28 protein-coding genes are annotated in these 26,803 nt (G+C 73.3%); 16 read left to right on the top strand and 12 right to left on the bottom strand.

The window, feature by feature from the left end; translation table 11 throughout:
- Positions 1-110 precede the first annotated feature (110 nt).
- The gene (locus tag IEY98_RS23060) at positions 111-974 is read left to right on the top strand and encodes an AfsR/SARP family transcriptional regulator (protein ID WP_258907911.1); all 864 of its coding nucleotides are present in this window, start codon (positions 111-113) and stop codon (positions 972-974) included.
- Positions 975-1,194: 220 nt separating this feature from the next.
- Here IEY98_RS23060 and IEY98_RS23065 read toward each other — a convergent pair whose 3' ends face one another.
- Positions 1,195-2,382 carry a cytochrome P450 gene (locus tag IEY98_RS23065; protein ID WP_189212705.1) on the bottom strand — a complete coding sequence of 396 codons (1,188 nt, stop codon included), beginning with the start codon at positions 2,380-2,382 and terminating at the stop codon, positions 1,195-1,197.
- A 341-nt stretch (positions 2,383-2,723) separates the two neighbouring features.
- On the opposite strand from IEY98_RS23065, the gene IEY98_RS23070 reads away from it, so the two are divergent.
- The 13 genes from IEY98_RS23070 to IEY98_RS23130 are packed head-to-tail and all read left to right on the top strand — an operon-like array spanning position 2,724 to position 16,060.
- The gene (locus tag IEY98_RS23070) at positions 2,724-3,560 is read left to right on the top strand and encodes an NAD-dependent epimerase/dehydratase family protein (protein ID WP_189212706.1); all 837 of its coding nucleotides are present in this window, start codon (positions 2,724-2,726) and stop codon (positions 3,558-3,560) included.
- Between the two features lie 17 nt (positions 3,561-3,577).
- Positions 3,578-4,399 carry a TylF/MycF/NovP-related O-methyltransferase gene (locus tag IEY98_RS23075; RefSeq protein WP_189212707.1) on the top strand — a complete coding sequence of 274 codons (822 nt, stop codon included), beginning with the start codon at positions 3,578-3,580 and terminating at the stop codon, positions 4,397-4,399.
- Positions 4,396-5,535 carry a glycosyltransferase gene (locus tag IEY98_RS23080; protein ID WP_189212708.1) on the top strand — a complete coding sequence of 380 codons (1,140 nt, stop codon included), beginning with the start codon at positions 4,396-4,398 and terminating at the stop codon, positions 5,533-5,535. Before IEY98_RS23075 ends, IEY98_RS23080 begins: the two co-directional genes overlap by 4 nt.
- Positions 5,532-6,320 carry a class I SAM-dependent methyltransferase gene (locus tag IEY98_RS23085; RefSeq protein ID WP_189212709.1) on the top strand — a complete coding sequence of 263 codons (789 nt, stop codon included), beginning with the start codon at positions 5,532-5,534 and terminating at the stop codon, positions 6,318-6,320. Before IEY98_RS23080 ends, IEY98_RS23085 begins: the two co-directional genes overlap by 4 nt.
- A gap of 2 nt (positions 6,321-6,322) precedes the next feature.
- A complete protein-coding gene (locus tag IEY98_RS23090; RefSeq protein WP_189212710.1) occupies positions 6,323-7,501 on the top strand; it encodes a cytochrome P450 in 1,179 nt (392 codons plus the stop codon).
- Positions 7,498-8,697, top strand: coding sequence for a nucleotide disphospho-sugar-binding domain-containing protein (locus tag IEY98_RS23095; RefSeq protein ID WP_189212711.1), 1,200 nt, complete (start codon positions 7,498-7,500; stop codon positions 8,695-8,697). Before IEY98_RS23090 ends, IEY98_RS23095 begins: the two co-directional genes overlap by 4 nt.
- Positions 8,694-9,830 carry a class I SAM-dependent methyltransferase gene (locus IEY98_RS23100; RefSeq protein ID WP_189212712.1) on the top strand — a complete coding sequence of 379 codons (1,137 nt, stop codon included), beginning with the start codon at positions 8,694-8,696 and terminating at the stop codon, positions 9,828-9,830. Before IEY98_RS23095 ends, IEY98_RS23100 begins: the two co-directional genes overlap by 4 nt.
- Before the next feature lie 15 nt (positions 9,831-9,845).
- A complete protein-coding gene (locus tag IEY98_RS23105) occupies positions 9,846-10,892 on the top strand; it encodes a glycosyltransferase (RefSeq protein ID WP_189212713.1) in 1,047 nt (348 codons plus the stop codon).
- 8 nt (positions 10,893-10,900) lie between these two features.
- The gene (locus IEY98_RS23110) at positions 10,901-11,989 is read left to right on the top strand and encodes a nucleotide disphospho-sugar-binding domain-containing protein (protein WP_189212714.1); all 1,089 of its coding nucleotides are present in this window, start codon (positions 10,901-10,903) and stop codon (positions 11,987-11,989) included.
- Position 11,990: 1 nt separating this feature from the next.
- Positions 11,991-13,397, top strand: a complete 1,407-nt coding sequence (locus tag IEY98_RS23115) for an NDP-hexose 2,3-dehydratase family protein (protein WP_189212715.1) — start codon at positions 11,991-11,993, stop codon at positions 13,395-13,397.
- A complete protein-coding gene (locus IEY98_RS23120; protein ID WP_189212716.1) occupies positions 13,394-14,308 on the top strand; it encodes an NAD-dependent epimerase/dehydratase family protein in 915 nt (304 codons plus the stop codon). Before IEY98_RS23115 ends, IEY98_RS23120 begins: the two co-directional genes overlap by 4 nt.
- Complete coding sequence (gene rfbH / locus IEY98_RS23125) at positions 14,305-15,612, top strand: lipopolysaccharide biosynthesis protein RfbH (RefSeq protein WP_189212717.1); 1,308 nt, start codon at positions 14,305-14,307, stop codon at positions 15,610-15,612. Before IEY98_RS23120 ends, rfbH begins: the two co-directional genes overlap by 4 nt.
- Positions 15,613-15,616: 4 nt before the next feature.
- Positions 15,617-16,060 (top strand): hypothetical protein, encoded by a 444-nt coding sequence (locus IEY98_RS23130; RefSeq protein ID WP_189212718.1) that lies wholly within the window; start codon positions 15,617-15,619, stop codon positions 16,058-16,060.
- Positions 16,061-16,107: 47 nt separating this feature from the next.
- Here the strand turns inward: IEY98_RS23130 and IEY98_RS23135 are convergent, their stop codons facing one another.
- From IEY98_RS23135 to IEY98_RS23165, 8 genes are all read right to left on the bottom strand, one after another.
- Positions 16,108-16,545 (bottom strand): DUF488 domain-containing protein, encoded by a 438-nt coding sequence (locus tag IEY98_RS23135; protein WP_189212719.1) that lies wholly within the window; start codon positions 16,543-16,545, stop codon positions 16,108-16,110.
- Positions 16,542-17,156 carry a DUF488 domain-containing protein gene (locus tag IEY98_RS23140; protein ID WP_189212720.1) on the bottom strand — a complete coding sequence of 205 codons (615 nt, stop codon included), beginning with the start codon at positions 17,154-17,156 and terminating at the stop codon, positions 16,542-16,544. Before IEY98_RS23140 ends, IEY98_RS23135 begins: the two co-directional genes overlap by 4 nt.
- Before the next feature lie 13 nt (positions 17,157-17,169).
- Positions 17,170-17,424 (bottom strand): dual OB domain-containing protein, encoded by a 255-nt coding sequence (locus IEY98_RS32820; RefSeq protein WP_229787255.1) that lies wholly within the window; start codon positions 17,422-17,424, stop codon positions 17,170-17,172.
- 4 nt (positions 17,425-17,428) lie between these two features.
- A complete protein-coding gene (locus tag IEY98_RS32825; RefSeq protein ID WP_229787258.1) occupies positions 17,429-17,791 on the bottom strand; it encodes a dual OB domain-containing protein in 363 nt (120 codons plus the stop codon).
- Between the two features lie 137 nt (positions 17,792-17,928).
- Positions 17,929-19,170 (bottom strand): ATP-grasp domain-containing protein, encoded by a 1,242-nt coding sequence (locus IEY98_RS23150; RefSeq protein WP_189212721.1) that lies wholly within the window; start codon positions 19,168-19,170, stop codon positions 17,929-17,931.
- Positions 19,167-20,147, bottom strand: coding sequence for a glycosyltransferase family 2 protein (locus IEY98_RS23155; protein ID WP_189212722.1), 981 nt, complete (start codon positions 20,145-20,147; stop codon positions 19,167-19,169). Before IEY98_RS23155 ends, IEY98_RS23150 begins: the two co-directional genes overlap by 4 nt.
- Positions 20,144-21,151 carry an NAD-dependent epimerase/dehydratase family protein gene (locus IEY98_RS23160; RefSeq protein WP_189212723.1) on the bottom strand — a complete coding sequence of 336 codons (1,008 nt, stop codon included), beginning with the start codon at positions 21,149-21,151 and terminating at the stop codon, positions 20,144-20,146. Before IEY98_RS23160 ends, IEY98_RS23155 begins: the two co-directional genes overlap by 4 nt.
- A 101-nt stretch (positions 21,152-21,252) precedes the next feature.
- Positions 21,253-21,627 (bottom strand): nuclear transport factor 2 family protein, encoded by a 375-nt coding sequence (locus IEY98_RS23165; RefSeq protein ID WP_189212724.1) that lies wholly within the window; start codon positions 21,625-21,627, stop codon positions 21,253-21,255.
- 242 nt (positions 21,628-21,869) lie between these two features.
- Here IEY98_RS23165 and IEY98_RS23170 point away from each other — a divergent pair, with 242 nt between their 5' ends.
- Both IEY98_RS23170 and IEY98_RS23175 read left to right on the top strand, forming a co-directional pair.
- Entirely contained in the window at positions 21,870-22,559 is a 690-nt protein-coding gene (locus IEY98_RS23170; protein WP_189212725.1) for a hypothetical protein, read from the top strand.
- Between the two features lie 16 nt (positions 22,560-22,575).
- Positions 22,576-23,826, top strand: a complete 1,251-nt coding sequence (locus IEY98_RS23175) for a hypothetical protein (RefSeq protein ID WP_189212726.1) — start codon at positions 22,576-22,578, stop codon at positions 23,824-23,826.
- A 3-nt stretch (positions 23,827-23,829) separates the two neighbouring features.
- On the opposite strand, the gene IEY98_RS23180 is transcribed toward IEY98_RS23175, so the two are convergent.
- From IEY98_RS23180 to IEY98_RS23190, 3 genes are read right to left on the bottom strand one after another with little or no spacing between them, the layout of a single operon-like run.
- On the bottom strand, positions 23,830-24,831 hold the full coding sequence (locus IEY98_RS23180) for a GNAT family N-acetyltransferase (protein ID WP_189212727.1): 1,002 nt from the start codon (positions 24,829-24,831) through the stop codon (positions 23,830-23,832).
- The gene (locus IEY98_RS23185; protein WP_189212728.1) at positions 24,828-25,877 is read right to left on the bottom strand and encodes a GNAT family N-acetyltransferase; all 1,050 of its coding nucleotides are present in this window, start codon (positions 25,875-25,877) and stop codon (positions 24,828-24,830) included. Before IEY98_RS23185 ends, IEY98_RS23180 begins: the two co-directional genes overlap by 4 nt.
- On the bottom strand, positions 25,874-26,656 hold the full coding sequence (locus tag IEY98_RS23190) for a hypothetical protein (RefSeq protein WP_308425920.1): 783 nt from the start codon (positions 26,654-26,656) through the stop codon (positions 25,874-25,876). Before IEY98_RS23190 ends, IEY98_RS23185 begins: the two co-directional genes overlap by 4 nt.
- Positions 26,657-26,803 lie beyond the last annotated feature (147 nt).

Raw genomic sequence — 26,803 nt, forward strand, 5'->3', positions numbered from 1 at the left:
AAAGCCGGGCCGCCGCCGAGGCAGGCCGGACCGTCGTGAGGGACATTGGGGGCGCTTTGGAGATCAAAATTTTAGGTCCGCTAGAAGTGCGCCATTCCGGCGTGGCGATCGTGCCGTCAGCGGCCAAGCCGCGCACCGTTCTCGCTCTGTTGGCCGTACACGCGAATACGGTTGTGCCCGTCGACGCGATGGTCGCCGAACTCTGGGGGAAGGACCGGCCGCGCAGCGCCAAGACGGTGATCCAGACCTACATCATGCACCTGCGCAAGCTGGTCGACTCGCTGCTGCCCGGCGGCGTCGGCAAGCAGATCGTGGCCACCCGGCCCGGCGGCTACATGCTCGACGCCGAGGGCACCAGCCTGGACATGCGCCACTTCGACCAGTCGGCCGCGGCGGGCCACCGGGCCAGGGAGGCGGGTGAGCTGACCGAGGCCTCCCAGCACTTCGCGGAGGCGCTGAGCTGGTGGCAGGGCCGCCCGCTGCTGGACATCCAGCTCGGCGAGACGCTCACCTACCAGGTGAAACGGCTGGAAGAGGCCTGGTTGAACGTGCTCGACCGCAAGATCGAGGTCGACCTGCGGCTGGGCCGCCACCACGAGCTGCTGGGCGAGCTGACCGCCATGGTGGCCCGCCACCCCACGCACGAGGGGCTCTGCGCGCACCTCATGCTCGCGCTGTACCGCTCGGGGAGGCGGCCGGAGGCGCTCGACGTCTACCGGCAGCTGCACACGCGGATGGTGGAGCAGCAGGCGCTGGAGCCCTCGCCCGCCCTGCGGCGGCTGCACCGGTCGATGCTGGTCTCCGACCGGGGCTCGGCCGACCTGACCGACCTGTGGCAGGGCGCGGCCGTGCAGGGGCGGCCCTCGGTTCCCGCCGCCCGCTCGGGCGCCATATCGCCGGAACTGGCCGCGATCCCGTGGAACGCGCATCCGGAGGAGCGGTCTCCGTCATCGGCGGGGGCCTGGCGTTCCTGACGCCGAATCGGACGTAGGGCCTGATCCCGCTATAAAGCAGATATAATCGCACTTGATTTCCGCTATTGCCAGCTCTCGATCGCGACGTGCCGGTCGCCCGTTTGCTGGTTTTGTCGAAGAAGCAATTGGCGGTAAACGCCATTCTTGATCTTCGGGGAAAACGCCGACCGCGGGCACACCGAAACGGTGTGCCCGCGGTGGGAAATGAAACTCTTCCGGGTTACCAGCCGACCGGGAGGGTGCGCGGGTAGCGGGTGAACCGGTTGGCGGTCATCTCCGGGGCGTCGACGGCGAACGCCGGGCGCAGCCCGGGGAACCGGCGCACCGTCCGGCCCAGCGCCTCCTGCAGCTCCACCCGCGCCAGCGGCGCGCCCATGCAGAAGTGCGCTCCGAAGCCGAAGCTGAGGTGGTGGCGGGCGGCGCCGCGGGCGAGGTCGAAGCGGTCCGGGTCGGACACCTGGTCCGCGTCGCGGCCCGCGGAGTCGATGGAGATGAACACCGCGTCCCCGGCCGGGATGGTGGTGTCGCCGATGGTCACATCCGACGTCGGATAGGTCAGCCCGGCGAACCCGGTGCCCGCCTGGGCGTAGCGCAGGATCTCCTCGACCGCAGGCTCGACGCCGACCTCGCCCGCGCGCAGCCGGTCCCACTGCCCGGGGTGCTGGAACAGCGCGAGGAACCCGTTGCCGAGCTGGGTGGCCACCGTCTCGTACCCGGCGACGGTCATCAGCATCATCGTGGACACGGCCAGCTCGGGCGAGCACGGTTCGCCGTCGTCGTGCTTGGCGGCGAGCAGGTCGCCGACGATGCCCCGGCCGCGGGCGACCAGTTCGCGCACGGAGGCGTGCAGCGCGTTCATCGCCTCGGCGAACGCGGTCATGGACGCCCCGGAGGCGCGCAGCGCCGTCGCCCACTCCAGGAACCCGCCGCGCAGGTCGTCGGGGACGTCGAACAGCGCGAGCAGCACCCGCAGCGGGAGCGGGAACGCCAGGGCGTCCATGAGGTCGGGGTGGTCGGCGGCCGCGAGGTCGTCGAGCAGGTCGTCCACGATCGCGGCCACCCTCGGCCGCATCGCCTCCGCCTGGCGGACGTTGAACACCTGCGCGGTCAGCCGCCGCCACCGGGCGTGCTGCTCCGGCTCGGCGATCGAGGCGCCGAAGTCGAACGCGGGCGCGGGCCCGCGCTGCCTGCCCACCGCCGCGTCGCGCACCGGCCGCCTGCTGAAGCGCTCGTCGGCCAGCACGGTCCGCACGTCGGCGAACCGGGTCACCAGCCACCCCTCGCCGCCGCGGGCCAGGGTGACGGGGGCGACCGGGGCGTTGGCGCGCCGCCAGGCGAACTCCTCGTGCGGCTGGAACGGGCAGCGGGCCGGGAACGGGTAGGTGGCGGCCTCCCGGGAGGTGGTCATGAATGCTCCTCGCCAGCCGGTCTGACAATTCTCCATCGTATTCGAGCATGGGTGTGGGCCGCGGTGGTGTCAAGGTGTGGCCGACCATTCTGTTGGAACGCTCTAGGGGCTCTATAAAGTCGCTATCGAGCCCTTCTAGCGGTGGTGCACGAATCCCGCACTGACCGCTCTGACCTGCGGTTATGCTTTGTTCTGCGATGATCGGACGCCTTGCGTGGCCTTTGCTGGCTGTGGCAGCATCGCCGCGAGACCGACATTAATTCCGCAATTGCCCCGATTTTCGAAAGCGGGCGCCGACTTGTGGGGATGGGCCAGCCGTGACCAGTGACCATTCGGCAGTCGTGATAGGCGGTGCCGGATTCATCGGCGCCCGCCTGTGCGCGACGCTGACCGACCTCGGTGTCGCGGTGCTGCCGGTCACCCGGGGCGACCCGCTGCCCACCACCGCCGAGCTGCGCGCCGCGGGCACCGTGTTCATGGTCGCGGGCAGCGTCACCCCGCTGACCGCGCAGCAGGACCCCGGCCGGTGCGCTGAGGACCTGGCGGGCCTGCGCCGCCTGCTCGACCGCGTCGGCGACCCCGACGGCGCGCCGCACGTGGTGCTGACCAGCTCGGGCGGCACGTGCTACGACCCGGACAGTCCGCCGCCGTACCGGGAGACCGACCCGGTGCGCGCGACCACCGCCTACGCGGCCCTCAAGCTCGACCAGGAGCGGCTCGTCGCCGAGTCCGGCCTGCCCGCCACCGTGTTGCGGCTGGCCAACCTCTACGGCAGAGGCCAGCGCGCGGGCACCGGCCAGGGGGTCATCGCGCACTGGCTGGACGCGGTCGGGCGGGGCGAACCGCTGCCGGTCTACGGCAGCCTCGACACCGTCCGGGACTACCTCTACCTCGACGACCTGATGGACCTGCTGGTGCGGCTGCACCGCAGCGGCCCGGTCGCCCCGGTGCTCAACGTGGGCAGCGGCGCGCCGACCGCCCTGCGGGACGTGGCCCGGCTCATCACCGCGGCGACCGGGTGCGCGGAGCCCGCGCTGGACCACGCCGCCGCCCGCCCGGTGGACCGCCAGCGGTTCTGGCTGGACGTCGGGCTGGCCAGGGCGGCGCTCGGCTGGCTGCCGATGACCCCGCTGGCCCAGGGAATCCGACTCACCTGCACCGCGCTCGCGCGGCCTTGACAACTCAGGAGGACGGCATGGCCGACAGCGGCGCCGAGATGTACCTCGACCTGCTCAAGCGCGCGGTGGTCAACACCCTCTACCAGGACCCGCCGATCCCCACGCCGTGGCGGACCGAGGACACCTTCGACCGCGCGGCGCGGGAGCTGGGCAGGGACTGGCCGAGCCAGGCGCACTCGATGATCGGCTTCCGCAGGCTGGAGAACCTGCGCGCGCTGCTGGAGGGCGTGCTCGCCGACGGCGTCCCCGGCGACGTCCTGGAGGCGGGCGTGGCCCGCGGCGGCGCGATGGTCTACGCCCGGGGCGTGCTGCGCGCCCACGGCGTCACCGACCGGACGGTGTGGCTCGCCGACTCCTTCCAGGGCTTCCCCGAGCCCGACGAGCACCAGGCGCCGGACACGTTCCACCCGGAGATGGCCGAGGACCTGCTGAGGTTCCAGGAGGTCATGGCCGAGCGCGCGGTCAGCGCGGACGAGTTGTACGGCCAGTTCCTCGTCGGGACGTCCGAGGCCGAGGTGCGCGACACCTTCGACCGCTACGGGCTGCTCGACGACCAGGTCCGGTTCATCGCCGGGTGGTTCGCCGACACGCTGCCCGCCGCGCCGGTCGAGCGGCTGGCGGTCCTGCGGGTCGACGCCGACCTCTACGACTCGACGCAGATCGCGCTGGAGTCCCTGTACCCCAAGGTCTCCCCGGGCGGCTACGTGATCATCGACGACTACCAGTCGGTCGACCAGTGCCGCAGGGCGGTGCACGACTACCTCAAGAGCGTCGAGGAGGACCCCAGGCTGGTCACCGTCGACGAGGACGCCGTCTACTGGCGCAAGGAGCGGGCATGAGGCTGCTGTTCGTCACCTCGCCGCTGGTCGGGCACGTGTTCCCGCTGGTGTCGACGGCCTGGGCGGCCGCGGCGGCGGGGCACGACGTGGTCGTGGCCACCGCGGGCGACGCGGTCGGCGCGGCCCGCGGCGCCGGGCTGGCCGTGGTCGACCTGACCGGCGGGCAGAACCCGATGGCCCGCTTCCGCGCGCAGGCCCCCGCGCCGCCGCCGGTGACCGGCGAGGGCACCGCCGAGGCGATGGTCGCGCACCTCTTCGGCACGTGCAGCGTCGACATGGCCGCCGCGGCGGTCGCGCTGGCCGCGGACTGGCGGCCCGACTGCATCGTGCACTCGGCCCTCGACGGCGCGGGCCCGATGGCCGCGCGGACGCACAAGATCCCGCTGGTGCGGCACACCTTCGCGATGGGCGAGACGGCCCCGGCCATGATCGACGGCGTGTGGCGGATGCTGGAGCCGCTGCGCCGCGAGCACGGCGTCGACGACGATTCCGTCGAGCCGCTGGCCGTGGTGGACCCCGGGCCGAGGAGCCTGCGCGAGTCCACACCGGACCGCGTCGCCGCGTGCCGGTTCGTGCCGTTCAACGGCGGCGGCGAGCTGCCCGACTGGCTGTATCGGGGCAGCGGGCCGCGACTGTGCGTGACGCTGGGCACCGTCGTGCCGTGGACCTCCGGCGCCGACACCTTCCGCACGCTGCTCGACGCCGCGGCCGGGCTGGACGCGGAGGTCGTGGTGGCCAACGGGCACGCCGACCTCTCCGCGCTCGGCGCCCTGCCGCCCAACGTCCGCGTCGCGGGCTACGTCCCGCTGTCCGCGCTGCTGCCGACGTGCGCCGCGGTCGTGCACCACGGCGGTCCCGGCTCGGCGGCCAACGCGCTCGCCGTGGGCATCCCGCAGCTCGCGCTGCCGCACATGGCCGACCAGTTCGACATCTCCGCCGCCCTGGACCGGCGGGGGATCGGCCTGGTCCAGCACCCGCAACAGGCCACTGTGGACAGCCTGCGCCGGGACATGGCGCTGCTGCTCGACGACCCGGGACTGCGGGAGCGGGCCGGGGAGGTCGCCGAGGAGAACGCGGCCCTGCCCCCGGTCGCGGACATGGTGGCGGGCCTCGTGGGCAGGGTGGCCGCCCGATGACCACCGCGGCCGAGTACGCCGATTCCGTCGCCGCCTTCGCCCACGACGACGTGCCGGGCTGGTTCTTCCCCGCCGACGCGCTGCTGTTCCGGGCGGTCGACGAGCTGCAGGGCGCGCGCGGGATCACCGGCGACCTCCTGGAGATCGGTGTCTACCAGGGCAAGAGCGCCATCCTCATCGGCTGCTTCCCGCGCGCGGGCGAGCGGTTCGCCGTGTGCGACGTCTTCGGCGACCTCGACGCGCTGAGCGCCGAGAACCGCGACGAGAGCACCACCTACTACCCGGGGTACGAGCGCGCCGCCTTCGAGCGCAACTACCTGCGGTTCCACGCCGAGCTGCCGGACGTGCACGCGGTGGCGTCCGCGCGCCTGCCCGACCTGCTGCCCGCCGGGTCGTTCCGCTTCGCCCACATCGACGGCGGTCACTCCTACGACGTGGTGCGCCAGGACATCGAGACCGTCCGGCGGCTGCTCGGCCCGGGCGGCGTCGTGGTGCTCGACGACTGGTCGACGTCGCACGCGCCGGGCGTCGGGCGGGCGCTGTGGGCGGCCTTCGCCGACGGCGGGCTCATCCCGCTCGCCTTCACCCCGGGCAAGTTCTACGCCACCTGGGACGCCGACGGCCTCACCGGAGCGGACTTCGCCGGGTGGGCGGCGGGGCACGCCGAGCTGGAGAGCACCTACGAGCACCGCTTCGGCGAGCACACCGCACGGCACTACACGATGGGCGCGCCGTTCTGGCAGCGGTTCGCCCCGGGCACGCCGGTCCCGGCGGAAGAGGAGTAGCGGTGCTTCCCGAGCCGTACACCCCCGAGTTCTACCGCGACCCGCACCCGACGCTGGCCGCGCTGCGGCGCACCGAGCCGGTCAAGCGCTTCCGGCTGTTCGGGTTCGTCGACGCCTGGCTGGTGACCCGCTACGCGGACGCGCGCACGGTCTTCGGCGACCCGCGCTTCCAGATGTCGCTGCCCGGCGAGCGCGGCCCGTTCGAGCCGCCGCTCGACGACATCAACGCGCCGACCACGCTGGCCAACGCGAGCCCGGAGGACCACGCCCGGCTCAAGGGCGTGATGATGCGCGGCTTCACCCCGCGCGGCCTGGCCGCCGTGGAGGCCCGCGTCCAGACCATGGTGGACAAGCTGCTGGCCGAGCTGGCCGGGCGCGCGGAGTTCGACGTGGTGTCCGAGTTCGCGCGGCCGGTCGCGTTCGGCGTCATCGGCGAACTGCTCGGCGTGCCCGAGCACGAGCGCCCCGGCCTGCCGGACAGGATCATGGGCAAGCCCGCCCGGCACATGTCCGGCGAGGAGCTGAAGCGCCGCAACCAGGAGACCATGCGCCGCGCCCACGCCTACCTCGCCGACCTGATCGCCGAGAAGCGGGCGAACCCCGGCGACGACGTCACCACCGCGATGATCGGCGCGGCCGACGACGGCGGCCCGATCACCCCGGACGAGCTGCGCGCGGCGCTGATGTCGCTGCTCATCGCGGGGTTCGTCACCTCGCTGAACATGGTCGCCAGCGGCATCGGCGAGCTGATCGCCCTGCCGGAGGCGCGGGAGCGGGTGGCCGACGACCCCGACGCGGCGCGCTGGGCGGTCGAGGAGGCGTGCCGGTTCCACAGCCCGTTCCTCTCCGCGTCCCGGGTGGCCGTGGCGGACCTGGAGCTCGGCGGGCGGACCGTGCGCAGGGGCGACATCGTGATGGTGTCGCTGAACTCGGTCAACCGCGACGGCGACCAGTTCGCCGACGCCGACCGGTTCGACATCGACCGCAGGCCCAACCCGCACCTGGCCTTCGGCCACGGCGCGCACCACTGCATCGGCGCGGCCGTGGCGCGGCTGGAGGGCCGGATCGCGTTCCGGTCGTTCTTCCGGCAGCTGCCCGGCGTGCGCGCGGTGAGCGACGAGCGGGCGTGGCGCTCGGACGGGATCATCCGAGGGCTGGCCGAGCTGCGGGTGACGCGATGAGCGCGCGGGTGCTGTTCCTGGCCGCGGACGGGCTGGGCCACGTGTTCCCGATGGTGCCGCTGGCCTGGGCGATGCGCGCCGCCGGCCACGAGGTGCTGGTGGCCACCACCGGCTTCGGCCTGGCCGCGGCGGAGGCGGGCCTGCCGGTGGCCGACTACGCCCCGGACACCCCGCAGGGCGCGGAGTGGCACGCCGGGCTGGCCGCCACGCCCCGGCTGCTCGCCGACACCTACGGCGTGCCCGACCTCGCCGAGCGGATGCGCGAGGGCGCGGAGCCCGTCGACATCCGGATGTCCTCGGCGATGCTGGCGGGCTTCGCCGAGGCGATCGTCGACAACGCCGTGGCGATCGCCCTCGGGTTCCGCCCCGACCTGGTGATCCACGAGTCCATGTGCCCCGCGGGCGTGGTGGTGGCCGCGGCGCTCGGCGTGCCCGCGGTCCGCCTGGAGCTCAACCCGGCGCGGACGACGGAGCTGAGCGAGCACATGCTGCGCCACCTCGCGCCCACCTTCGCCCGGTTCGGCGCCACCCCGGCCCCGGACGCCGCCGTCCTGGACAGGACGCCGCCGAGCATGGTGGTCGAGCCGGGCGGCGTGCCGCTGCGGTTCGTCCCCTACACCGGCGGCACCGTCGATCCGCCGACCGGTCCGCCGCCGTCGGAGCGCAGGCGGGTGCTCGTCACCATCGGCACCACGCTGCCGGAGGTGACCGACGCGGGGAGCCTGGTCGGACGGCTGGCCGCGGCGATGGCCGACCTCGACGCCGAGGTCCTGCTCGCCGTCGGCGGCGCGGACCCGGCCGCGCTCGGCCCGCTCCCGCCCGGCATGAGCACCGTCGGCTGGGCGCCGCTGGAGTCGCTGGTGCGCGGCGTGTCCGCCGTCGTCCACCACGGCGGCGCGGGGACCACGTTCGAGTGCCTGCGGGCCGGTGTCCCGCAGGTGGTCCTCCCGCACAGCCGGGACACCCCGGTCAACGCGGGCGCGGTGGCGGCCAGGGGCGCCGGGCTCGCGGTCGACCCGGCCGACTTCACCGCCGCGCACGTGGCCGCGGTGCTCGACGACCCCCGGTACGCGGCCGCGGCCGCCGAGGTGCGCCGGGAGATGGCGGCCATGCCCGCTCCGTCCGAAGTGGTCCCGACGTTGACCGGCCCGGCCGTCGCCGGGGACCGGCGAGAGAATGCGCAGGTGGCGGTGTGATTGATCCGTGGGGGCCGGTCGAGGCCCTGTTGCTGGCCGTCGGCGGGCGCGACGAGCACCTGCTCGCCGCCGTCGACGAGGTCGGTCTGCGCGCCACGATGGACGTGGTGCGCGACGAACTGCTGATCCGGTGCGCCGTCCCCGAGGTCGTGGACAAGGTCGCCGTCCAGCTCGTGGTCGTCCACGGGGACCAGCGCGCCGGGCTCGCGTTCACCTTCGCCGACGGCTCGGTCGACGCCGAGCACGGCTTCCACGACGGTGAACAGCCGACCGTGACCTACACCGTGGTCGACATCCTGCGCGGCCTCTTCGGCGCCGACGACGCGGTCACCCCGAGCCGCAACGTCCAGATGTGCATGCCGAAGACGGACTCGTTCGCGGGCGGGTTCGACTGGGCGCTGCGCCAGATCCGCACGACCTCGGCGCTGGTGGCCGCGATCTCCGACCGACCGGCCGACCTCGGCAGGCTGTCCATGGCCAACGGCTCGGACAAGTGGGGCGGCTGGCACTTCTACACCCCGCACTACGAGCGGCACTTCGCCCGGCTGCGCGACCAGCCGGTGCGGCTGCTGGAGATCGGCATCGGCGGCTACGACGACCCCAACCTCGGCGGCGCGTCGCTGCGCATGTGGCGGGACTACTTTCGCAGGGGCCTCGTCGTCGGGATGGACATCCATCCCAAGCCGGGCGTGCAGGGGCCGCGCATCCGCACGGTGCGGGGCGACCAGACCGACCGGGAGCTGATGACCGCCCTCGGCGCGGAGGCGGGCCCGTTCGACATCGTCGTCGACGACGGCAGCCACATCAGCGCGCACGTCATCGCGACCTTCGGGATGCTGTTCCCGCACGTGCGCCCCGGCGGCTTCTACGTGATCGAGGACCTGCAGACCTCCTACTGGCCGGAGTTCGGCGGCTCGACCACGGAGTTCACCAGCCCGACGACGACCGTGGGGTTCCTCAAGACCCTGCTCGACGGGCTGCACCACCCGGAGATCGACGGCGCCGAGCCCGACTACGCCGCGTTGAACATCGCGGGCCTGCACTTCTACCGCAACCTCGTGTTCATCGAGAAGGGCGCCAACGCCGTCGAGGGCCTGCCCGTGATGCGCACCCAACCCAAAGCGCGTCCGTAGAAAGGAATCCAGGCCGTGCGCGTCCTGTTCGTCACCACCCCGGTGATCGCCCACACCTACCCGCTCGTGACCACCGCCTGGGCGCTGCGCGCTGCCGGGCACGACGTCCTCGTCGCGACCTGCGGCGCCACCGCGCCTCGGGTCGCGCGCGCGGGCCTCGCGGTCACCGACACCGCCCCCGGACTGGAACTCGGCGACGTCTTCCGGGAGCTGGCGCCCGGCGCCAACCCGTTCGCGGTGCTGGCCGAGCGGATGCTGCCCGGCGTGCTCGCCGCGGGCCGTCCGGACGCCGTCGTGTTCACCCCGCACGCCTACGCCGGGCCGCGCGCCGCCGCCGAGCACGGGGTCCCCGCCGTGGTGCACGGGCTCGGCCTCGGGCCGGGGCTGGACCAGATCCGGGAGACCTACGCGGGCGCGGGCGTCGCCGCGGACTTCGCCGCGGGCATCGACGTGGCGCCCGACAGCATGCGCGTCGGGGAGCGGCTGGGCTGGTCGGCGCGCTACGTGCCGTTCAACGAGGGCAGCGTGCTGCCCGCCTGGGTGCGCGAGCCCGCGCCGCGCCGCCGGGTGCTGGTCACCCTCGGCACCACGGTCCCGTCGATGGTGGGCCTGGCCCGGCTCACACCGCTGTGGAAGACCATCGACGCGGCCGCCGACGTCGACGCCGAGTTCGTCATCGCCCTCGGCGACATCGACACCACCGAACTGGGGGAGCTGCCGCCGAACGTGCGCGTCGTGCCGGGCTGGCTGCCGCTGATCGCCCTGCTGCGCACCTGCGACGCCGCGGTCCACCACGGCGGCTCCGGCACGCTCATGGCCGTGCTGGACGCGGGCCTGCCGCAGCTCGTCCTGCCGCAGGGGGCCGACCAGTTCGCCAACGCCGAGGCGGTGCGCAAGCGCGGGGTCGGCCTGGTCCGCACCCCGGACGGGCTGTCAGCGGCGGCGATCACCGAACTCCTCGGCGACGGGGACCTGCGGGCCGCTGCCGCCGAGGTGCGCGCGGAACTGCGCGCGCTGCCCGCGCCGAGCGCGCTCGTCGACCGGCTGACCGGACTGGTTTAGGAGGCACCATGCGCGTCTTGTTCGCCACCCTGCCCGCGGTGGGCCACCTCTACCCGATGGTGCCGCTGGCATGGGCGCTGCGGGCCGCGGGCCACGACGTGCTGGTCGCGGTGCCGGACGACTTCACCGCCGAGGTCACCGCCGCGGGCCTGCCCGCGGCGTCGACCAGCGCCACCCTGCGATCGCAGTCTACAGTGGATCAGCTGCGCACCGGCGTGGTCGGCCGCGAGGTCGGCGCGGAGGGCGGGCTCGTCGACGTCACCGAGGCCACTGTGGACGCCACTGTCGCGCTCGTGCGGAACTGGCGGCCGGACGTCGTGGTGATCGAGCCGACCGCGCGCGCGGGCCAGCTCGCCGCCGCGCACGCCGGGGTGCCGGTGGTGCTGCTGCCGTGGGGGATGCTCATCCCGCCGGAGTTCAGCGCCGGGGGAGCGGGCGTGCGGTGGAACGAGCCCGGCCCGCTGGAGCGCCGCCTCGGGCTGACCGAGGTCCCGCCGCCGGTGCTCGCCCTGGAGGTGTGCCCGCCCGGCTACCAGTACCCGAACCCGTTCCCGGTGCGGCACATGCGCTACGTCCCGTATAACGGGCGCATGGTCCGGCCGGACTGGCTCGACGAGGACCGCCGCCGCGCCTGCGTGACCGTCAGCTCGCCGTCGGAGCCGATGGCCGCCGTCGTGCGCGAGCTGGCCGCCGCCGGGCTCGACGTGCACATCGGGGTCGCCGACCGGCACCGCGAGCAGGTGCTCGCGCTGGTGGGCGACGTCGCGGGCGTGCGGTCGGTCGGGATGCTGCCGCTGGGCGTCGTGCTGCCGTCCTGCGCCGTCGCCGCGCACGACGGCAGCGCGGGCAAGGCGCTGACCGCGCTGGCCCACGGGGTGCCGCAGCTCGTGCTGCCGCTGGAGGCCGACCAGTTCCTCCACGCCGACCGCGTCCAGGAGGTCGGGGTCGGCCTGCGCGCCGACGCCGACCCGGCCGCCGCGGTGCGCGCGGTGCTGGACAGCCAGGAGATCGCCAAGCAGGCCCGCGTGCTGGCCGAGGAGATCGCCGCCCAGCCGAGCCCGGCCGACATCGCCGCGCGGTTCGGGGAGCTGGTCTGACATGGCGCGCTCCCTGCTCTACCCCGACAGCCCGGCCACGGCGGTCCGGCTGGCCGAGTCCGTCTGGACGCCGGACAGCCCCCGGCTGCCCAGCGCGCAGTTCCCCGCCTGGCTGGCCGAGCGCGCCGCGGCCACCGAGTTCGCCGTCGCCCCGATCCCGTTCGAGCGCGCGCGGGGCTGGGGGTTCGACGAGCGCACCGGCGACCTGCGGCATGCCAGCGGGCGGTTCTTCGCCGTCGAGGGCCTGGCCGTCGCGTCGGCGCAGGGCGACTGGGAGCAGCCGATCATCGTCCAGCCCGAGATCGGCATCCTGGGCATCGTCGTCAAGGAGTTCGACGGCGTCCTGCACTGCCTGATGCAGGCCAAGGTCGAGCCCGGCAACGTCAACGGGGTGCAGCTGTCCCCGACGGTCCAGGCCACGCACAGCAACTACACGCGGGTGCACCAGGGCAGGGAGATCCCCTACCTTGAGCTCTTCACCCGGCGCGCGAACGCCCGCGTGCTGGTGGACGTGCTGCAGTCTGAGCAGGGCTCGTGGTTCCTGCACAAGCGCAACCGCAACATGGTCGTCGAGGTGACCGAGGACATCCCGACGCTCGACGACTTCTGCTGGCTGACCCTGGGCCAGCTGCAGGCGATGCTGCGGGTGGACAACCTGGTCAACATGGACGCCCGCACGGTGCTGTCGTGCCTGCCGTTCGCCCGCCCCGGCGCGCCCGCCGACGCCGACCCGTTCGTCACGGCGCTGACCCGCTCGCTGGACCCCGCGCTCGGCGCCCGCCACCGCGACGCGGACGTGCGCAGCTGGTTCACCGAGGCCAAGACCCGCAGCGAGCTGACCGTGCGGCGGCGCCCGCTGGACGGCGTGGCGGGCTGGTCGCGCGACGGCGAGCGGATCGGCCGCGCCGACGGCAGGCACTTCCAGATCATCGCCGTGGACGTGACCGCGGGCAGCCGCGAGGTCAGCCGCTGGTCCCAGCCGCTGCTGGCGCCCGCCGAGCGCGGCGTGGTCGCCTTCCTCGCCCGGCGGTTCGACGGCGTGCTTCACTTCCTGGTGCACGCCCGCGTCCAGCACGGCTACCTGGACCGCGTCGAGATGGCGCCCACGGTGCAGTGCCTGCCCGGCAGCCACCCCGACCCCGCGGTCCGGCCGCGCTTCCTGGACTACCTGCTCGGCATCGATCCGGCGCGCATCCGGTACGACGTGCTGCAGTCCGAGGAGGGCGGGCGCTTCCACCACGCGGTCAACCGCTACGTCGTGGCCGAGGTGGACGCGGACTTCCCCACCGAGGTCCCGCCCGACTACCTCTGGGTCGCGCTGCACCAGCTGATCGAGCTGCTGCGGCACAGCCACTACCTCAACGTCGAGGCGCGCAGCCTCGTGACCTGCCTGCACAGCCTGTGGTGACCCGGCAGCGCGCCCTCGTCGTCGGCGGCACCGGCTTCCTCGGTCGCCACATCGCCGCCGCGCTCGCCGAGGACTACGAGGTCACCGTGACCACCCGCGACCCGGCAGTGCCCGGGCGCACCGTCGTGCTCGACCCGACGCGCGGCTACCGCGAGCAGTTCGCCGCCGCGCTGCGCGAGCTGGCCCCCGCGGTCGTGGTGAACGCCGCGGGGGAGACGTGGCGGCCCGACCCGGCCGCCCGCAGGCGGGCCAACATCGAGCTGCCCCGCCTGCTCGCCGAGGCCATGGCCGACTGCCCGGCGCGGTTCATCCACCTGGGGTCGTCGCTGGAGTACGGCCCCGTCGACCCGCCCGCCGCGATCGGCGAGGACACCGCGGCCGAGCCGATGAGCGACTACGGGAGGACCAAACTGGACGGCACGGCCGCCGTGCTGCGCCTGCGCGGGGACGCGGTGGTGCTGCGGGTGTTCAACGCGATCGGCGCGGGCATGTCCCCGGCGTCGGTGCTCGGGTCGACCGTGGCCACGCTGCGCGCGGCCCGCGCGGAGCGGCGCCCCGCCGTGATCGAGCTGCTCGACCTGCCGCAGTCCCGCGACTTCGTGGACGCCCGCGACGTGGCCGCCGCCGTGGCCGCGGCGGCCACCCGCGGCTCCGGGGTGGTCAACATCGGCTCCGGCACCGCCCGCGCCGCCGAGGACGTGGTCCGCGCGCTGGCCGAGGTCAGCGGCGTCGGCTACCGGATCGTCAAGCGCCGGGCCCCGCGCGGGCACACCCGCGCCGTGGGCAGCGACTGGCAGCTGGCCGACATCCGGCGCGCGGGCGCCGACCTCGGCTGGGCGCCGAGGCACGGGCTGGCGGACACCCTGCACCACATCTGGAACTTCGGCCCGGCTGGAAGGCGAGCGAGATGAGCGGCGACCGCAAAGCGGAGATCATGGAGCTGGTCCGCGAGTACCACGGCAGCGCCGAGACCGCGGGGTTCGTGCCCGGCAGCACCCCGATCCTGTCCTCCGGCGCGGTCCTGACCGCCGAGGACCGGATGGCGCTGGTGGAGGCCGCGCTGGAGCTGCGAATCGCGTCCGGGGTGTACTCGGTGCGCTTCGAGCGGGCCTTCGCCCGGCACTTCGGCCTGCGCAAGGCCCACCTGACGAACTCGGGGTCGTCGGCCAACCTGCTGGCCCTGTCCGCCCTCGGCGCGCGCGAGCTGGGTGACGAGCGGCTGCGCCCCGGCGATGAGGTGATCACCGTGGCCGCGGGCTTCCCCACCACGGTCAACCCGATCATCCAGAACGGCCTCGTGCCGGTCTTCGTCGACATCGAGCTGGGCACCTACAACACCACCGCGGACCGCGTCGCCGAGGCCATCGGGCCGCGGACCCGGGCCATCATGATCGCGCACGCGCTGGGCAACCCGTTCGAGGCGGCCGAGATCGCCGAACTGGCCCGCGAGCACGGCCTGTGGCTGGTGGAGGACAACTGCGACGCCGTCGGCTCCCTCTACAACGGCAGGCTGACCGGCACGTTCGGCCACCTGAGCACGGTGAGCTTCTACCCGGCCCACCACATCACCATGGGGGAGGGCGGCTGCGTGCTCACCGACCGGCTGGACCTGGCCCACCTCGTGGAGTCCTACCGCGACTGGGGTCGCGACTGCTGGTGCGAGCCCGGCGAGGACGACCGCTGCCACAAGCGCTTCGGCTGGCAGCTGGGCACCCTGCCGGAGGGCTACGACCACAAGTACACCTTCTCCCACATCGGCTACAACCTGAAGTCCACCGACCTGCAGGCCGCCCTGGGGCTGCGCCAGCTCGACCAGCTCACCGAGTTCGGCGACGCGCGGCGGCGGAACTGGAAGCGCCTGCACGGCGAGCTGGCCGACGTCCCCGGCCTCCTGCTGCCCCGCCCGACCCCGGGCAGCGACCCGAGCTGGTTCGGCTTCGTCATCACCGTCCGGCCGGACGCGGGCTTCACGCGCAAGGACCTCCAGCTGCACCTGGAGTCCCGCCAGATCAGGACGCGCCTGCTGTTCAGCGGCAACCTGACCCGCCACCCGGCCTACCAGGACGTCGCCTACCGCGTGGCGGGCGACCTGGCGAACAGCGACATCGTCGTGGACAACACGTTCTGGATCGGGGTGTACCCGGGCATCACCGACGAGATGATCGATTACGTCGGCCGCGTCATCCGGGACTTCGCGGCCACGCGGACGGGGTGAGCGCGTGTTCGTGTCGTTGGTGCTCTGGGACCTCTCGCTGTCCATCCAGACGGTGGCCTCGCTGCGGTCCCACTTGCGCGACTACGCCGTGGAGGCCTACTCGACGGTGCCCGGCCTGCACCAGAAGATCTGGGTCGCCTCCACCGGGCCCGAGGGCGAGACGTGGGGGGCGCTGTACCTCTGGGACACCTGGGACCTGGCGTACGGCAGGCCGCCGGGGGTGTCCAAGGTGGTCGAGCTGATCGGCTACCCGCCCACCAGCCGCACCTACTTCGGCGTCGAGGCGGCCACCGGGGGCCTCTCCGCCGTCGCCGTGCTGGCCCGGGGCGTCGGCCTCGCCTACGACCCCGACTCGCCCCCGCCGCCGACCCGGCCCGCGGAGTACGTCCCGCCGGGCACCCCGGTCATCTGGCGCAACCGCGACAGGGCGGCCGACCCGCCCTCGTAAGAGAGCCGGGCAGGTCTGGCCGGTCTCGACAGCGGCGCCCCGCCCGGTCAGGTCAGGTGCTCGACGGTCACGTCGTCCCAGCGCTCGGCCAGGTACTCGGCGACCAGGCGCCGGTGGCACTGGTGCGGCTTGTCCTCGCTGCACAGCAGCACTGCGTTGTCGAGCAGGCCGGTCGGCAGCGTGTGCTCGATCCGGCGCTGCCGGATCAGCTCCAGGAAGCGCTCCTCGTAGGCCGCCCACCCGGAGCCGTTCTTCTTGTAGGCGTCGAGCATGTCCTGGGTCGGCGCCAGGTCGGGACGGTGCGCGTAGGCCATGCCGCAGAGTTCGGCGAGGAAGAACCTGAGGTCGTCGCGCTTGGCGAAGCCCGCCAGTTGCGACACGTTGTTGAGCCGGACGTCGACCAGCGTGTCCGCGCGGGCGGCGCGGAGCAGGCCGAAGAACCGCTCCGCCGACTTCTTGGTGAAGCCGATGGTGTAGATCCTCATGGCAGGTCCGCCCGCTCCGCGCGCAGGGTCTCGTCCACGTACGCGATGCGCTCCTCCTGGCGGCGCAGCGCTTCGTCCATGCGTTCCCCGCGGGTGCGGAACAGGTCCGGCTCCGCCAGGCCGAACCTCGCCATCAGGCGCTCCATCGCCGCGTCGTGGGGCTCGATCCACCCGTCGCCGTGGACATGGTCGACCGGCACGTCGAGATCGGTGAGCACCCGGGCCACCAGAACGGTGCGGTGGCAGTCCAACGGCTCGGCCTCGGCGCACATGACGGCGATGCGTTCGGTGCTCGCGCCCTTCCTGAGCCGGTCGATCCCGTTCGTGAAAGCGCCGCTCGCGGCGAGACGCGCGTAGTGGACCCGGCCGTCCTCGTAACACGCGGCGTCCTCGGATCGGGCCCCGAGTTCCTTTCCCAGGAAAACGTACTTGATGCCCGATTCGCTCAGGCTCTGCTCGATCTGCCCGCGGTTGAACTGGGGGGTGAACCGGCTGAATGGCGTCGAGCGCACATCCGCGACTGCCGTGATCCCGTGTTTGCGCAGCAATGCGACGAAGGTCTCGACGCGGTGTGTCGAGTGTCCGATGGTCAGTATTGCTGCGTCGCTCATGCGGGGCTGTTCCTCAGCTAGGCGGTGGCCGCTCGATGATAGCCGCTACCAGCTTGTAGAACCGGTCGTCGAACTCCTCGGCCAGGCTGACCGTCAGGATCGACTCGCGGAGCGGGTAGGACCCGGTTCCCCGAGCGCGGTACCGCTCCTCCTGCACGGGGTCCGTCAGCTTCAGGGCGTAGGCATGGCCCGCGTGCTCGAACCGCGCGCGGACGACCGGGCGCCGGTCGCTGGCGAACCGGTGCGCGGGACTGACCTTGACGGCCACCTGATCAGCGCGGATCAACGCTCGTCTTGTGCCCGTTGATCCACAAAGGCCCGGCGTCGCGGGTGAACCGGAGCAGGTCGTCCCACGTCATCCGGCCCGCCCGCCGCCAGCGCTTGCCGCTGTCCAACAGCCAGTTCTCCCGGTGCACCTCGGCGGGCCGATGCCCGATGAGCGGCACGTCGAGGACGTCCAGCGGCGCCGGTTCCGAGCCGTCCTCGTATTGGCGTTCCGACGCCGAGAGCTCGTGTCCCGGGCGCTTGCTGATGGGGCGGATCCACCGGCCGGAATCCAGGTCGATCCCCGCCACGCAGCGGCCCTGGTGTTTGCGCGAGTTGGCCAGGCAGACAATTCGCTTCGTCACTGCCACGCGTCGGACCTTTCGCGGAGCCCACCGATCACCGAAGATGATCTTAGTGGGCGCCCCGAGCGCGTGTCACGCTTTTGCGCATTCCGCGGCGGAAGCCCAGGAAACAGCGGTGTGGTGACAATTGCTCGATTTCGTCGTCACCGGGTGTTCGCCGCGACCTGCCCTTCTCTGACGCCCAGCGGTCGGACGGCCAGGTCGAGTGCCGCGACGACCTCGGACACGCGGGGCTCCAGGTCCTCCGCGTCATCGGCGGTGACCACGACCCAGCCGAGTTTGCGGCCCGCTTCGGTGAACGGTTGGACGATGTCGCCCGGTGCGACGAACAGCTCCACCGACGTCACGTCCGGCATCGCCGCCACCTCGGCCAGGCCGCGGGCCGCGACGAACTCGCCTGCGTCGGGCAGGGGGGAGGTGAGCACGTGCAGGCGGGTCGGGCGCAGGTGGGTCGGCGTCAGGTCGACCGGCTCGCCGGTGGCCAGGGAGACCAGCGCGGCCACGCAGTCCACCCCGGCCAGGGCGGACACCAGGCGGGGGAAGCCGTTGCCGGACATGCGGGCGCCCACCTCGAGGGTGTACCGCGTGCCGTCCGGGCGGACGACCACGTCGAAGTTCGCCGGGCCGTCGTGGAGGGCGAAGGCGCGGCAGAGGTCGCGCGCCTCCCTGGTCATCGCCGCCTCGACCGAGGGCGACAGGCGGGCGGGGGCGGTGTGGCCGCCGATGAGGAACCCGGGGCCGGGCAGGATGGCCTTCTCGGTGATGACGCTCAGCGCCACCTCGCCGCCGGACATGAACACGTTCACCGTGTAGTTCACGCCCTCGACGAACTCCTCGACGATGACCTGCCCGCGCGGCGAGTGGACTGCCGCGTGCTTCAGCGCCGCGTCCAGCTCGCCCGGGTCCGGCACGCCGGTCACGCCGCGGCCGCCGGAGGCGTCGGTCGGCTTCACCACCACGGGGAACCGGAAGCCGCGCGCGGCGTCGGCCAACTCCACCAGGTCGTCGGACTGCGCCCAGCGGTAGGTGGGCACCCCGGCCGCGCCCGCGATCCGGTGGAACGCCGACTTGTCCATCGACGCCGCGGCCGCCTCCGCCGGGTACACCCAGGGCGTTCCGAAGTGGACGGACAGGTGGTGCCAGGACTCCAGGCAGGTGTCCGCCGCGGTCGACACGACCCCGGCCAGCCGTCTGCCGCGCAGGGCGTCGGCGATCGCCGCGTGGTCCATCGTGGAGATCTTCAGGAACTCGTCGGCCAGCGGGATGCCGGGCCGGTCCGCGCGCATGTCCACGGCGATGGTCCGCAGCCCGCGCCTGCACGCCTCCTGGTACAGCACGACCTGTTCCTCGCCAGCGCCGAGGACCAGCAGCTCCCCGGCGCTCACCTCGGGGCCGTCCGCGCCTCGGCCTGCCGCGGCGGCGGCGGGGCTGGCGCGCCCCGGTCCAGCCGGTCCTCGTCGGACACCGGGAAGTTCGCCTCCCGCACGTAGTAGATCCGCCGGGGCCGCACGTCCATCATCCGCCGGTACAGGTACCGCCCCACGACGGCCACGCCCGCGGCGGTGGCCGCCGACACCAGCAGCGAGGCCACCAGCAGCGCGGTGCCGCCCACGACGCCCGCCACCCCGAGGACCGACAGCACGACCGCGGCGACGGCGGCGAGCGCGGCCAGCAGGTACACCGCGTTCAGCGGCCGCCAGGAGAACCCGAACCACAGCTCGAACGCGTCCCCGGCCAACCGTCCGAGCCGGAACTTCGACGTGCCCGCAGCGCGTTCGCGGTGGGCGACGGGCACGGTGGCGCACCGGGCGCCGATCTGCGGGGCCTTCGCGACGAAGTGCGAGTTGCCGGTGGGCAGGTTCACGATGGTGCGGCCGACCTCGGTGCGCACCACCCGGAACGACGTGGCGCCGTGCGGCACCTCGACGCGCAGCCAGCGGCGCGCCACCCAGTGCGCGCCCGCCGCGCCCATCCGCCGCAGCACGGAGTCCTTGCGGTCCGCGCGGATGCCGAACACGACGTCGTACCCGTCGCCAGCGGCGTCCAGCAGCCGCCACGTCTCCGCGGCCGGGAACTGCATGTCGGCGTCGAGCTGCACCGCCCACGGCCTGCTCGCGTACCGGAACCCGGCGGTGACCGCGGCGGGCAGGCCGAAGTTGCGGGCGAAGGACACGTACCGCACGCGCGGATCGGTCTCGGCGATGCGCTTGATCCGCTCCAGGGTGTCGTCGCGGCTGCCGTCGTCGACGAACAGCACCTCCAGGTCGTCGATCGTGCCGAGCGCGGCGCACACCTCCTGGTAGGCGACGTCGACCTGGGCGCCCTCGTTGTAGCAGGGCACGATCGCGGTCAGGCCGCTCACATCAGCCGCCGGGTCCAGGTCGCCGGGGTCAGCTCGGTGACGATCTCCAGGTCGAGGTTGTAGTCGAACTCCCTCGGCCCCTGCGCGGAGATCCACTCGACCATCTCGGTCAGACCCTCGCGCAGGCCCACCTGCGTGCGGTAGCCGAGGAGCCTGCGCGCCTTGTCCGAGCTGCAGGTGGCGTGGTGCACCTCCAGCGGACGCGCGGGCATGAAGATCGGGTCGCAGTCCACGCCGATGATGTCGCAGATCGTCTGCGCCAGTTCGAGCACCGTGACGGTGCCCTCGTCCGGCCCGACGTTCACGACCTCGCCGACGATGTCCGGGTCGATGGCCAGTTTGGTCAGACACGACACGACGTCGGAGACGAAGCTGAAGCAGCGCAGCTGGCTGCCGTCGCCGTAAATCACCGGCCGCAGCCCGCGCAGCACCCGGTTGATCATGATCGCGGCGACGTTGCGGTACGGGTCGTCGAAGCGCTGGCGCGCGCCGATGATGTTGTGCGGCACCGCGATGTTGTGCTCCATGCCGTGCACGCCCGCGATCGCCGCCACCTGCAGGTCCGCTGCGTACTTCGCGATCCCGTACGGGGTCAGCGGCTCCGGGCGCATGTCCTCGGTGAACGGCGGGACGAGCGCGCCGTAGCGCGACATGGACGAGCAGTGCACGAACCTCCGCACGCCGCAGCGCACCGATGCCGCCAGCATCGCCACGGTCGCCCCGGTGGTGTGTTCGTTCACCATGTAGGGCGCGAACACGGACAGGCCCTCGTAGGGCGCGGCCGCGCAGTGGAAGACGATCTCCACGCCGTCGAGCATGTCCTCGTACTCGGCGGCGTTGCGGCAGTCGGCGACCCGGAAGTCGACGCCGTCGGGAACGTTTTCCTTGAAACCATCCATCATGTTGTCGATGCCGCGGACCCGGTAGCCGTTGGTGAGCAACCAATCCGCCACGTGGCTGCCGAGGAACCCGGCAACCCCGGTGATGAGAACGCTATCTGCCATCTTGCGTCGCCCTTTCCCCACGGCGCGAAGTGCCCGGACTGTAACAATCGGCTCGGTGTCGGGAAAGAGCGTTATCCACCCGAAATGCCGGTAATCGGGAACTACTCCGAACGGAGGACGGTGCACTGGTCGTGGATGAGCAACCAGCGGCTGTCCTGCCGGGTGAACGTCAGGCCCATGACGAACCGGGACGGCTCCGCGCCCGGGTGGTCGACGTAGGTCACCTCGACCACGCGCACCGCGGAGACCGCCGTGGTGACGCTGTGCCTGGTGACCGTCCGGTAGGTCCACGCGGTCTCGGCGAACCACTCCGCGTGGAAGGCCGCGACCTCGGCGGCCCCGGTCATGACCCGCCCGCTGGGGACGACCACCGTGACGTCCGGGTGCAGGGTCGCCGAGTACGCGGCGAGATCGCGCTCGACGATCGCGGTCAGATGCGCCTCGATGGCCGCCTGCGGGTCGGATTCGGCGCCCACCGCCACGTCCCTTCGATTTTTCGACGAATTCGCGCCCGGGGTCGGGCGTGCGGACGCTACCCGCCATTTCGCTCGTTATCAACGCGTCGATCGGGCCAGTTTTCGCCGGATTTCGCCGCGACCGCTGGGAACCGCCGCCGAACGGACGTGGCCATTAGGCCGGTTCGCCGAACCCCCTTCCCATCCCGACGCCGGTGGCTACGATGCCCCGACACGGATGGGCAGAGGATTCTGGAGCGTTCATGACCGTCGAGCAGTCCGGCTTGCGGACACATCGGACCTTCGTCGTCCTGACGGTGGCGGCGTTCGCCGCCGCGGCGGCGGTCTACTTCGGCTTCCCCCACGAGAAGGAGATCCCCAACGTCTGGGTGCTCCTGGTCAAGCTCCTCCCGTTCGTGCTCGCCGTCGAGGCGATCGCCGCGATGAACCTGAGCGCGGCCGTGCGCAGGGGCATCGCGCTGGCCGCGGTCCCGGTGTGCTTCCTGGTGTACTTCACCTACTTCGTGCCGAAGATCTTCTTCGGCGAGGGCGTCTACTACCTGGTCCTCATGCTGACGCCGTTCCTGATCCTGGCCTTCGTGCTGGCCTTCCGCCTCGGCGGCGGCTCGGGCGGGACGGCGCGGCGGCTCGGCTACGCCTGCATCCTGCTGCAGCTGTCCGGCCTGGAGGACCTGGCGTACCTGACGATCAACCCGCACACCGACCCGAAGTGGACGCCGATCCCGGAGGTGTGGTCGTGGGCCGACCACATGACCGTCCGGGTCGGACACGAGCTGACCAAGAACGAGGCGTTCGTCTTCATCGGCGTGCACGTCGTCCTGGCGGTCCTGGTGCTGACGCTGCCGGACCGGTTCTGGCGCAGGCTGGTCGGGCGGCGCGCCCCGGCCGCGCCCGAGCGCGCCGAGCCGGAGCCGGTCAAGGCGGGCGGCTGACCCCCGCCGTGCGGCCGTGACCGCGCGCTCGACCCTCGGCGGCGCCCTGCGGGTCATCGCGGGGCGCGGGACCGCGCGGGCGTGCATCTCGCTGTCCGCGGTCGTGCTGCTCCCGGCGTGGGGCGCCGAGCGGTTCGGCCAGTACGTCGCCGCCACCGGGACCTTCGTGTTCCTGGTGTTCCTGGTGATGGGCGCGGAGAAGACGCTGCTCACCTCGGTCCCGAGGACGACGCGGCTGGCGCACCAGTCGACCCGCGCGCTGCTGGCGCGCGCCGCCGCTCCCGTCGCGGTGTGCGTCGTGGTCGCCGCCGCCCTGGCCCCGGTCGGCGGTCAGCCTGCCCTCTACGGGCTGGGCGCGGTCTACCTGTCCGGCCAGGGTCTGCTGTCCGCGCTGGCCTCGACGCACCGCCTGCTCGGGTACCCGGCCCGCGACGGCTTGGCGTTCACCGTTCTGGCAGGCCATGTCCTCCTCGCCACGGCCTTGGCGGTCGCGGGGTATCTGGAGCCGTACGCCTATCTGCTCGTGCTGGTGGCCGGGGTGCTCGCGGTGTGCGGGGTGCTCGCCGCGCTGGTGCCCGCCGTCCGGGTCCGCCCGGCGCGGCCGAGGGCCGGTCTGGGCCGGTTGCTCACCCGCAGGGCCCTGCTCGCCTCGGTGACCGACGTGGCCGACTCCGCGTCCATCTCGGTGACCTATGTGGCGCTCGCCGCGCTGGTCGCCCCGGCCGAGGTGGCGATGGTCTACCTGGCGCTGCTGGCCTCCGCGACGCTCGGCGGGCTCGCGCTGCTGGTGCTGCGGATCGCGCAGCCCGCCACGTCCCTGCGCCTGCGCGGCACGGCGGGCCGCACCGGCCGGGCCCGGGCCCGCAGGATCAGCGGGGCGGCCGTCGCGGTCACGGCGGTCGCGCTCGGCGTCGTCCTGGGCGTCGCGGCGCTGGCGTGGGCGGACGGTGGTGTCGCCGCGGTGCGCGCGCTCGGCGCGGACCCGTTCGTCCTGGCCGGGGTGACGCTGGTGGAGATGACGGTGTTCTGCGCCGTGGTCTACGCGGTGTACCTGCTGGAGAACACGACGGGGGCGGCGTTGCGGACCACCGGGTCGGCCGCGGTCGCCGGGCTCGCCGCGACGGCGGTGACGGCGGTGGCCTTGGTGCCCGTGCTCGGCGCGGTCGGGGCGATGACGGCGCTGGTGGTCGGCTTGGCGACCAAGGCGGCGTGGCTGCGCGCCCGGCTGCGCGGCCCGGCGCCCGTGGCCGCGCCGGTGCCGGTCTGAGGCTCAGGCCAGCAGGGCGGCGTACTGCTCGGTCGCGGTGGCCCCCACGGACGACTTCAACCGGCCCTTCCCCTTGCCCAGCACCAGCGTGGCGCGGCGGTTGGCGGTCACCCACTCGATGAGCCGGGTGATGTGCAGGAAATACAGGTCCCGCACGCCGCCGTCGTCGACCGGGACCATCGCCCAGGTCCGCCACACCGGGGTTTTGGGGTGGTCCAGCGCGATCCCCACGCCGACGAGCCTGCCGGTGTCCGGGTCGGTGTACCGGAACGTCACGGTGTCCGGCTGCGCCGTCAGCTCCTCGATGTAGCCGGTGAGCTGCGGCACCGGGTTGTGCATCGGGCCCTTGTACTTGGCGTTGTTGCCGCGCAGCAGCTCGGTCACCTCCGCCGCCTGGCTGACGGCCTCGCCGGAGGTGATGGTGACCGTGACGCGGTCGGCGAGCTTGCGACCGATCACCCGGAGGTTGCTGCGGCGCTTCTTGTCCAACCGGCGCAGCCAGTCGTCCACACCGGACATCCCGGCGGTGTCGACCGACCAGATCGGCTCGGTCAGCCGGGACAGCAGGACCCGCCCGCCGAGCGCGGACAGCTCGGCGGGGACGGCCTGGCGCAGCACCGTGGCCAGGCAGCCGGGGCCGAGCCGGGCGCGCATCGCCCGCTGGTACCCGATCAGCGCCCGGGTCCCGCCCGCCATCCACCAGCCGGGTACGGCGCTGCTGCCCGGGCCGCGCACGTGCAGCGCGCCGAACCGCGGCCGCGCGCCGACCGGGAGGAAGCTCGTCCAGCGGCCGGGCAGCCCGACCCAGCCCGCGTTCACGACCCCGACCGGCCCGTCGGCGTCGTGCATGACGGTCACCAGGTGCGGGCACCGGCCGCTCCACGCCTGCGCCCGCAGCACCGGCCACGCCCAGTCCGCGCGCAGTCCGGCGCGGGCCCGCAGCGCGGCCCAGTAGGACGGCTCGGGGTCGGTGCGCGGGTCCAGCACCTCGGCTGTGGGGGTCATCGGCGGCCTACCGAGGGACGGGGAACGGCGACGGTGTGCAGCTCGCGGGCGCGGAACCCCAGGGACGCCTTGACGTCCATGAGCCCTCGGCCGGAGGTCAGCTCGGCGCGTCCGGCCGAGACCAGGTGCCGGACGCAGCGCAGGTAGCAGTCGAAGTACAGGTTGTGCCTGCCGCCCTCGGCTGGCGGGCGGGCGGCCCAGTGCTGCAGCACGGTGCTGGTCGGGTGGTCCAGCAGCGTGTTCACCGCGAGCAGCGTGCCGTCGGCGTCGCGGTAGGTCAGCAGGCGCACGTCCGGCCTGCGCAGGAACTCGGCCAGGAACACCCCGGCCACCTCGGTCCTCGGGTCCGTGCGCGGGCGGCCGAGGCGGGCGCGGTGGCTGTTGATCAGCGCGGCGACCTCGTACGGGTCGGTGTCCGTGCGGCCCCAGCCCTCCCGGACCTCCAGGGTGGGGTCGCGGTCGATCTTGCGGGCGTAGCGCCGGATGCTGGTGCGCCGCTCCTTGCTCAGCCCGGCGAGCCAGCCGTCCTCATTCGGCCACTCGTTCGGCAGGACCGAGGTGGGGTCGTTCCGCCAGGTTCGGCGCAGCGGACCGGTCATCGAGGACACCATGTCGCGGTAGACGGCCCGGTACGCGATCCCCAGCAGGCCGGGGCCGACGTGGCGCAGCACGGCCCGCTCGAACTCCCGGACGGCCGCCCTTCTGCCCTCGCCGGTCAGGTCGGGGTCGAACACCACGGCCGGGTAGCCGGAGAGCCAGGGCGTGTAGACCTCCGCCCACCGGGGACGCAGGCGGGCCTTCCGCCGGGTGGGGGCGTCGGCGTACCGCGCCCGGCGCGGGCGGCAGATGAGGACGGTGGCCGCGGCGGCGATGCGGTCGCCGTCGCGGACGACGCCGAGCACGGCCGGGTTGCGCGACATCCACGCCTCCAGGCGCATCAGCCCGTAGTCCCAGACCGCGTGCAGCTTGCACCGGGCGGTGAAGTCGGCCCAGCCATCGGGCTCGGGGTCCGCGCGCGGGTCGTGGATGGCGGCGGTGAGGGTCATGGCTCGACCACCGGGGTGCCGTGCCTCGGGCACCAGCCCGGACGGCCGTGCCCGGCGAGGACGTCCACCAGGCGCGGCGACCGCTGGCGCAGCAGGGTGTACGCCGGGCCCGCCGGGGTGGCGCGCAGGTAGACCCGGGGGTGGTCGATGTGCCAGCGCCCGCACCCGCCCAGCCCGCCGAGCACGCCGAGCAGCGGGTGGGCGATCAGCGCGTGCGGCCCGACTGGCGCGGCCAGGTCGTCGGGGTCCCGGACGGGCACGCGGGTGACCAGGTGCGCCAGCGTCTCCGGCAGCGCGGCGGCGAGCTGGTCGAGGTCCTTGTCCCCGCCGACGGCGACGACCCGCGCGCCGCGCCGCAGGTGGTCGGTCACGTCGTCCAGCACGCCCGCGTAGGGACCGGCCAGTCCGGACGGGTCGAGGACGCACGACCGGACCCCGGCCGGGAGGTCCACCGGCGGCCTGGGCGTGCCCGGGTCGACCACGGCGACCAGCGTCCCGGCCGTGACGGCCAGGTGCTCGGCGAGGACGGGCCCGAGCCCTCGCAGCGGGTCGATCTCGGTGGGGCCGCCCGCGAGCGGAACCAGGTCGCCCACCCGCCCGGCGAGCGCCGCCGCCCGGACCGCGCCGCCGTCCACCCCGGTCCGCCCCGGAACCACCTCCGGCTCGGTGCGCCCGCTCAGCGCCCACAGCTCGCGGTAGAAGGGGACAGTGGCGAACGACGACCGCACCACCCGCAGGTAGCCGCGCCGCCACCGCATCGCCATGACCCGATTCCACACGCGGCGGAGTGTGCCACCCGCGTCCGCCGGAGGTCACTGCCTCCGCTGCCGAAAGGGCCACTCGGCGTAACGTGCTGCGCCCGGCGGGGGATCAGCCTCCTCGCCTGCGGGGTGGCCCGCCCAGGCCACCCCGCAGGGTCCTAGGAG

This window comes from Actinokineospora fastidiosa, from assembly GCF_014648415.1.
GTDB lineage: Bacteria > Actinomycetota > Actinomycetes > Mycobacteriales > Pseudonocardiaceae > Actinokineospora > Actinokineospora fastidiosa.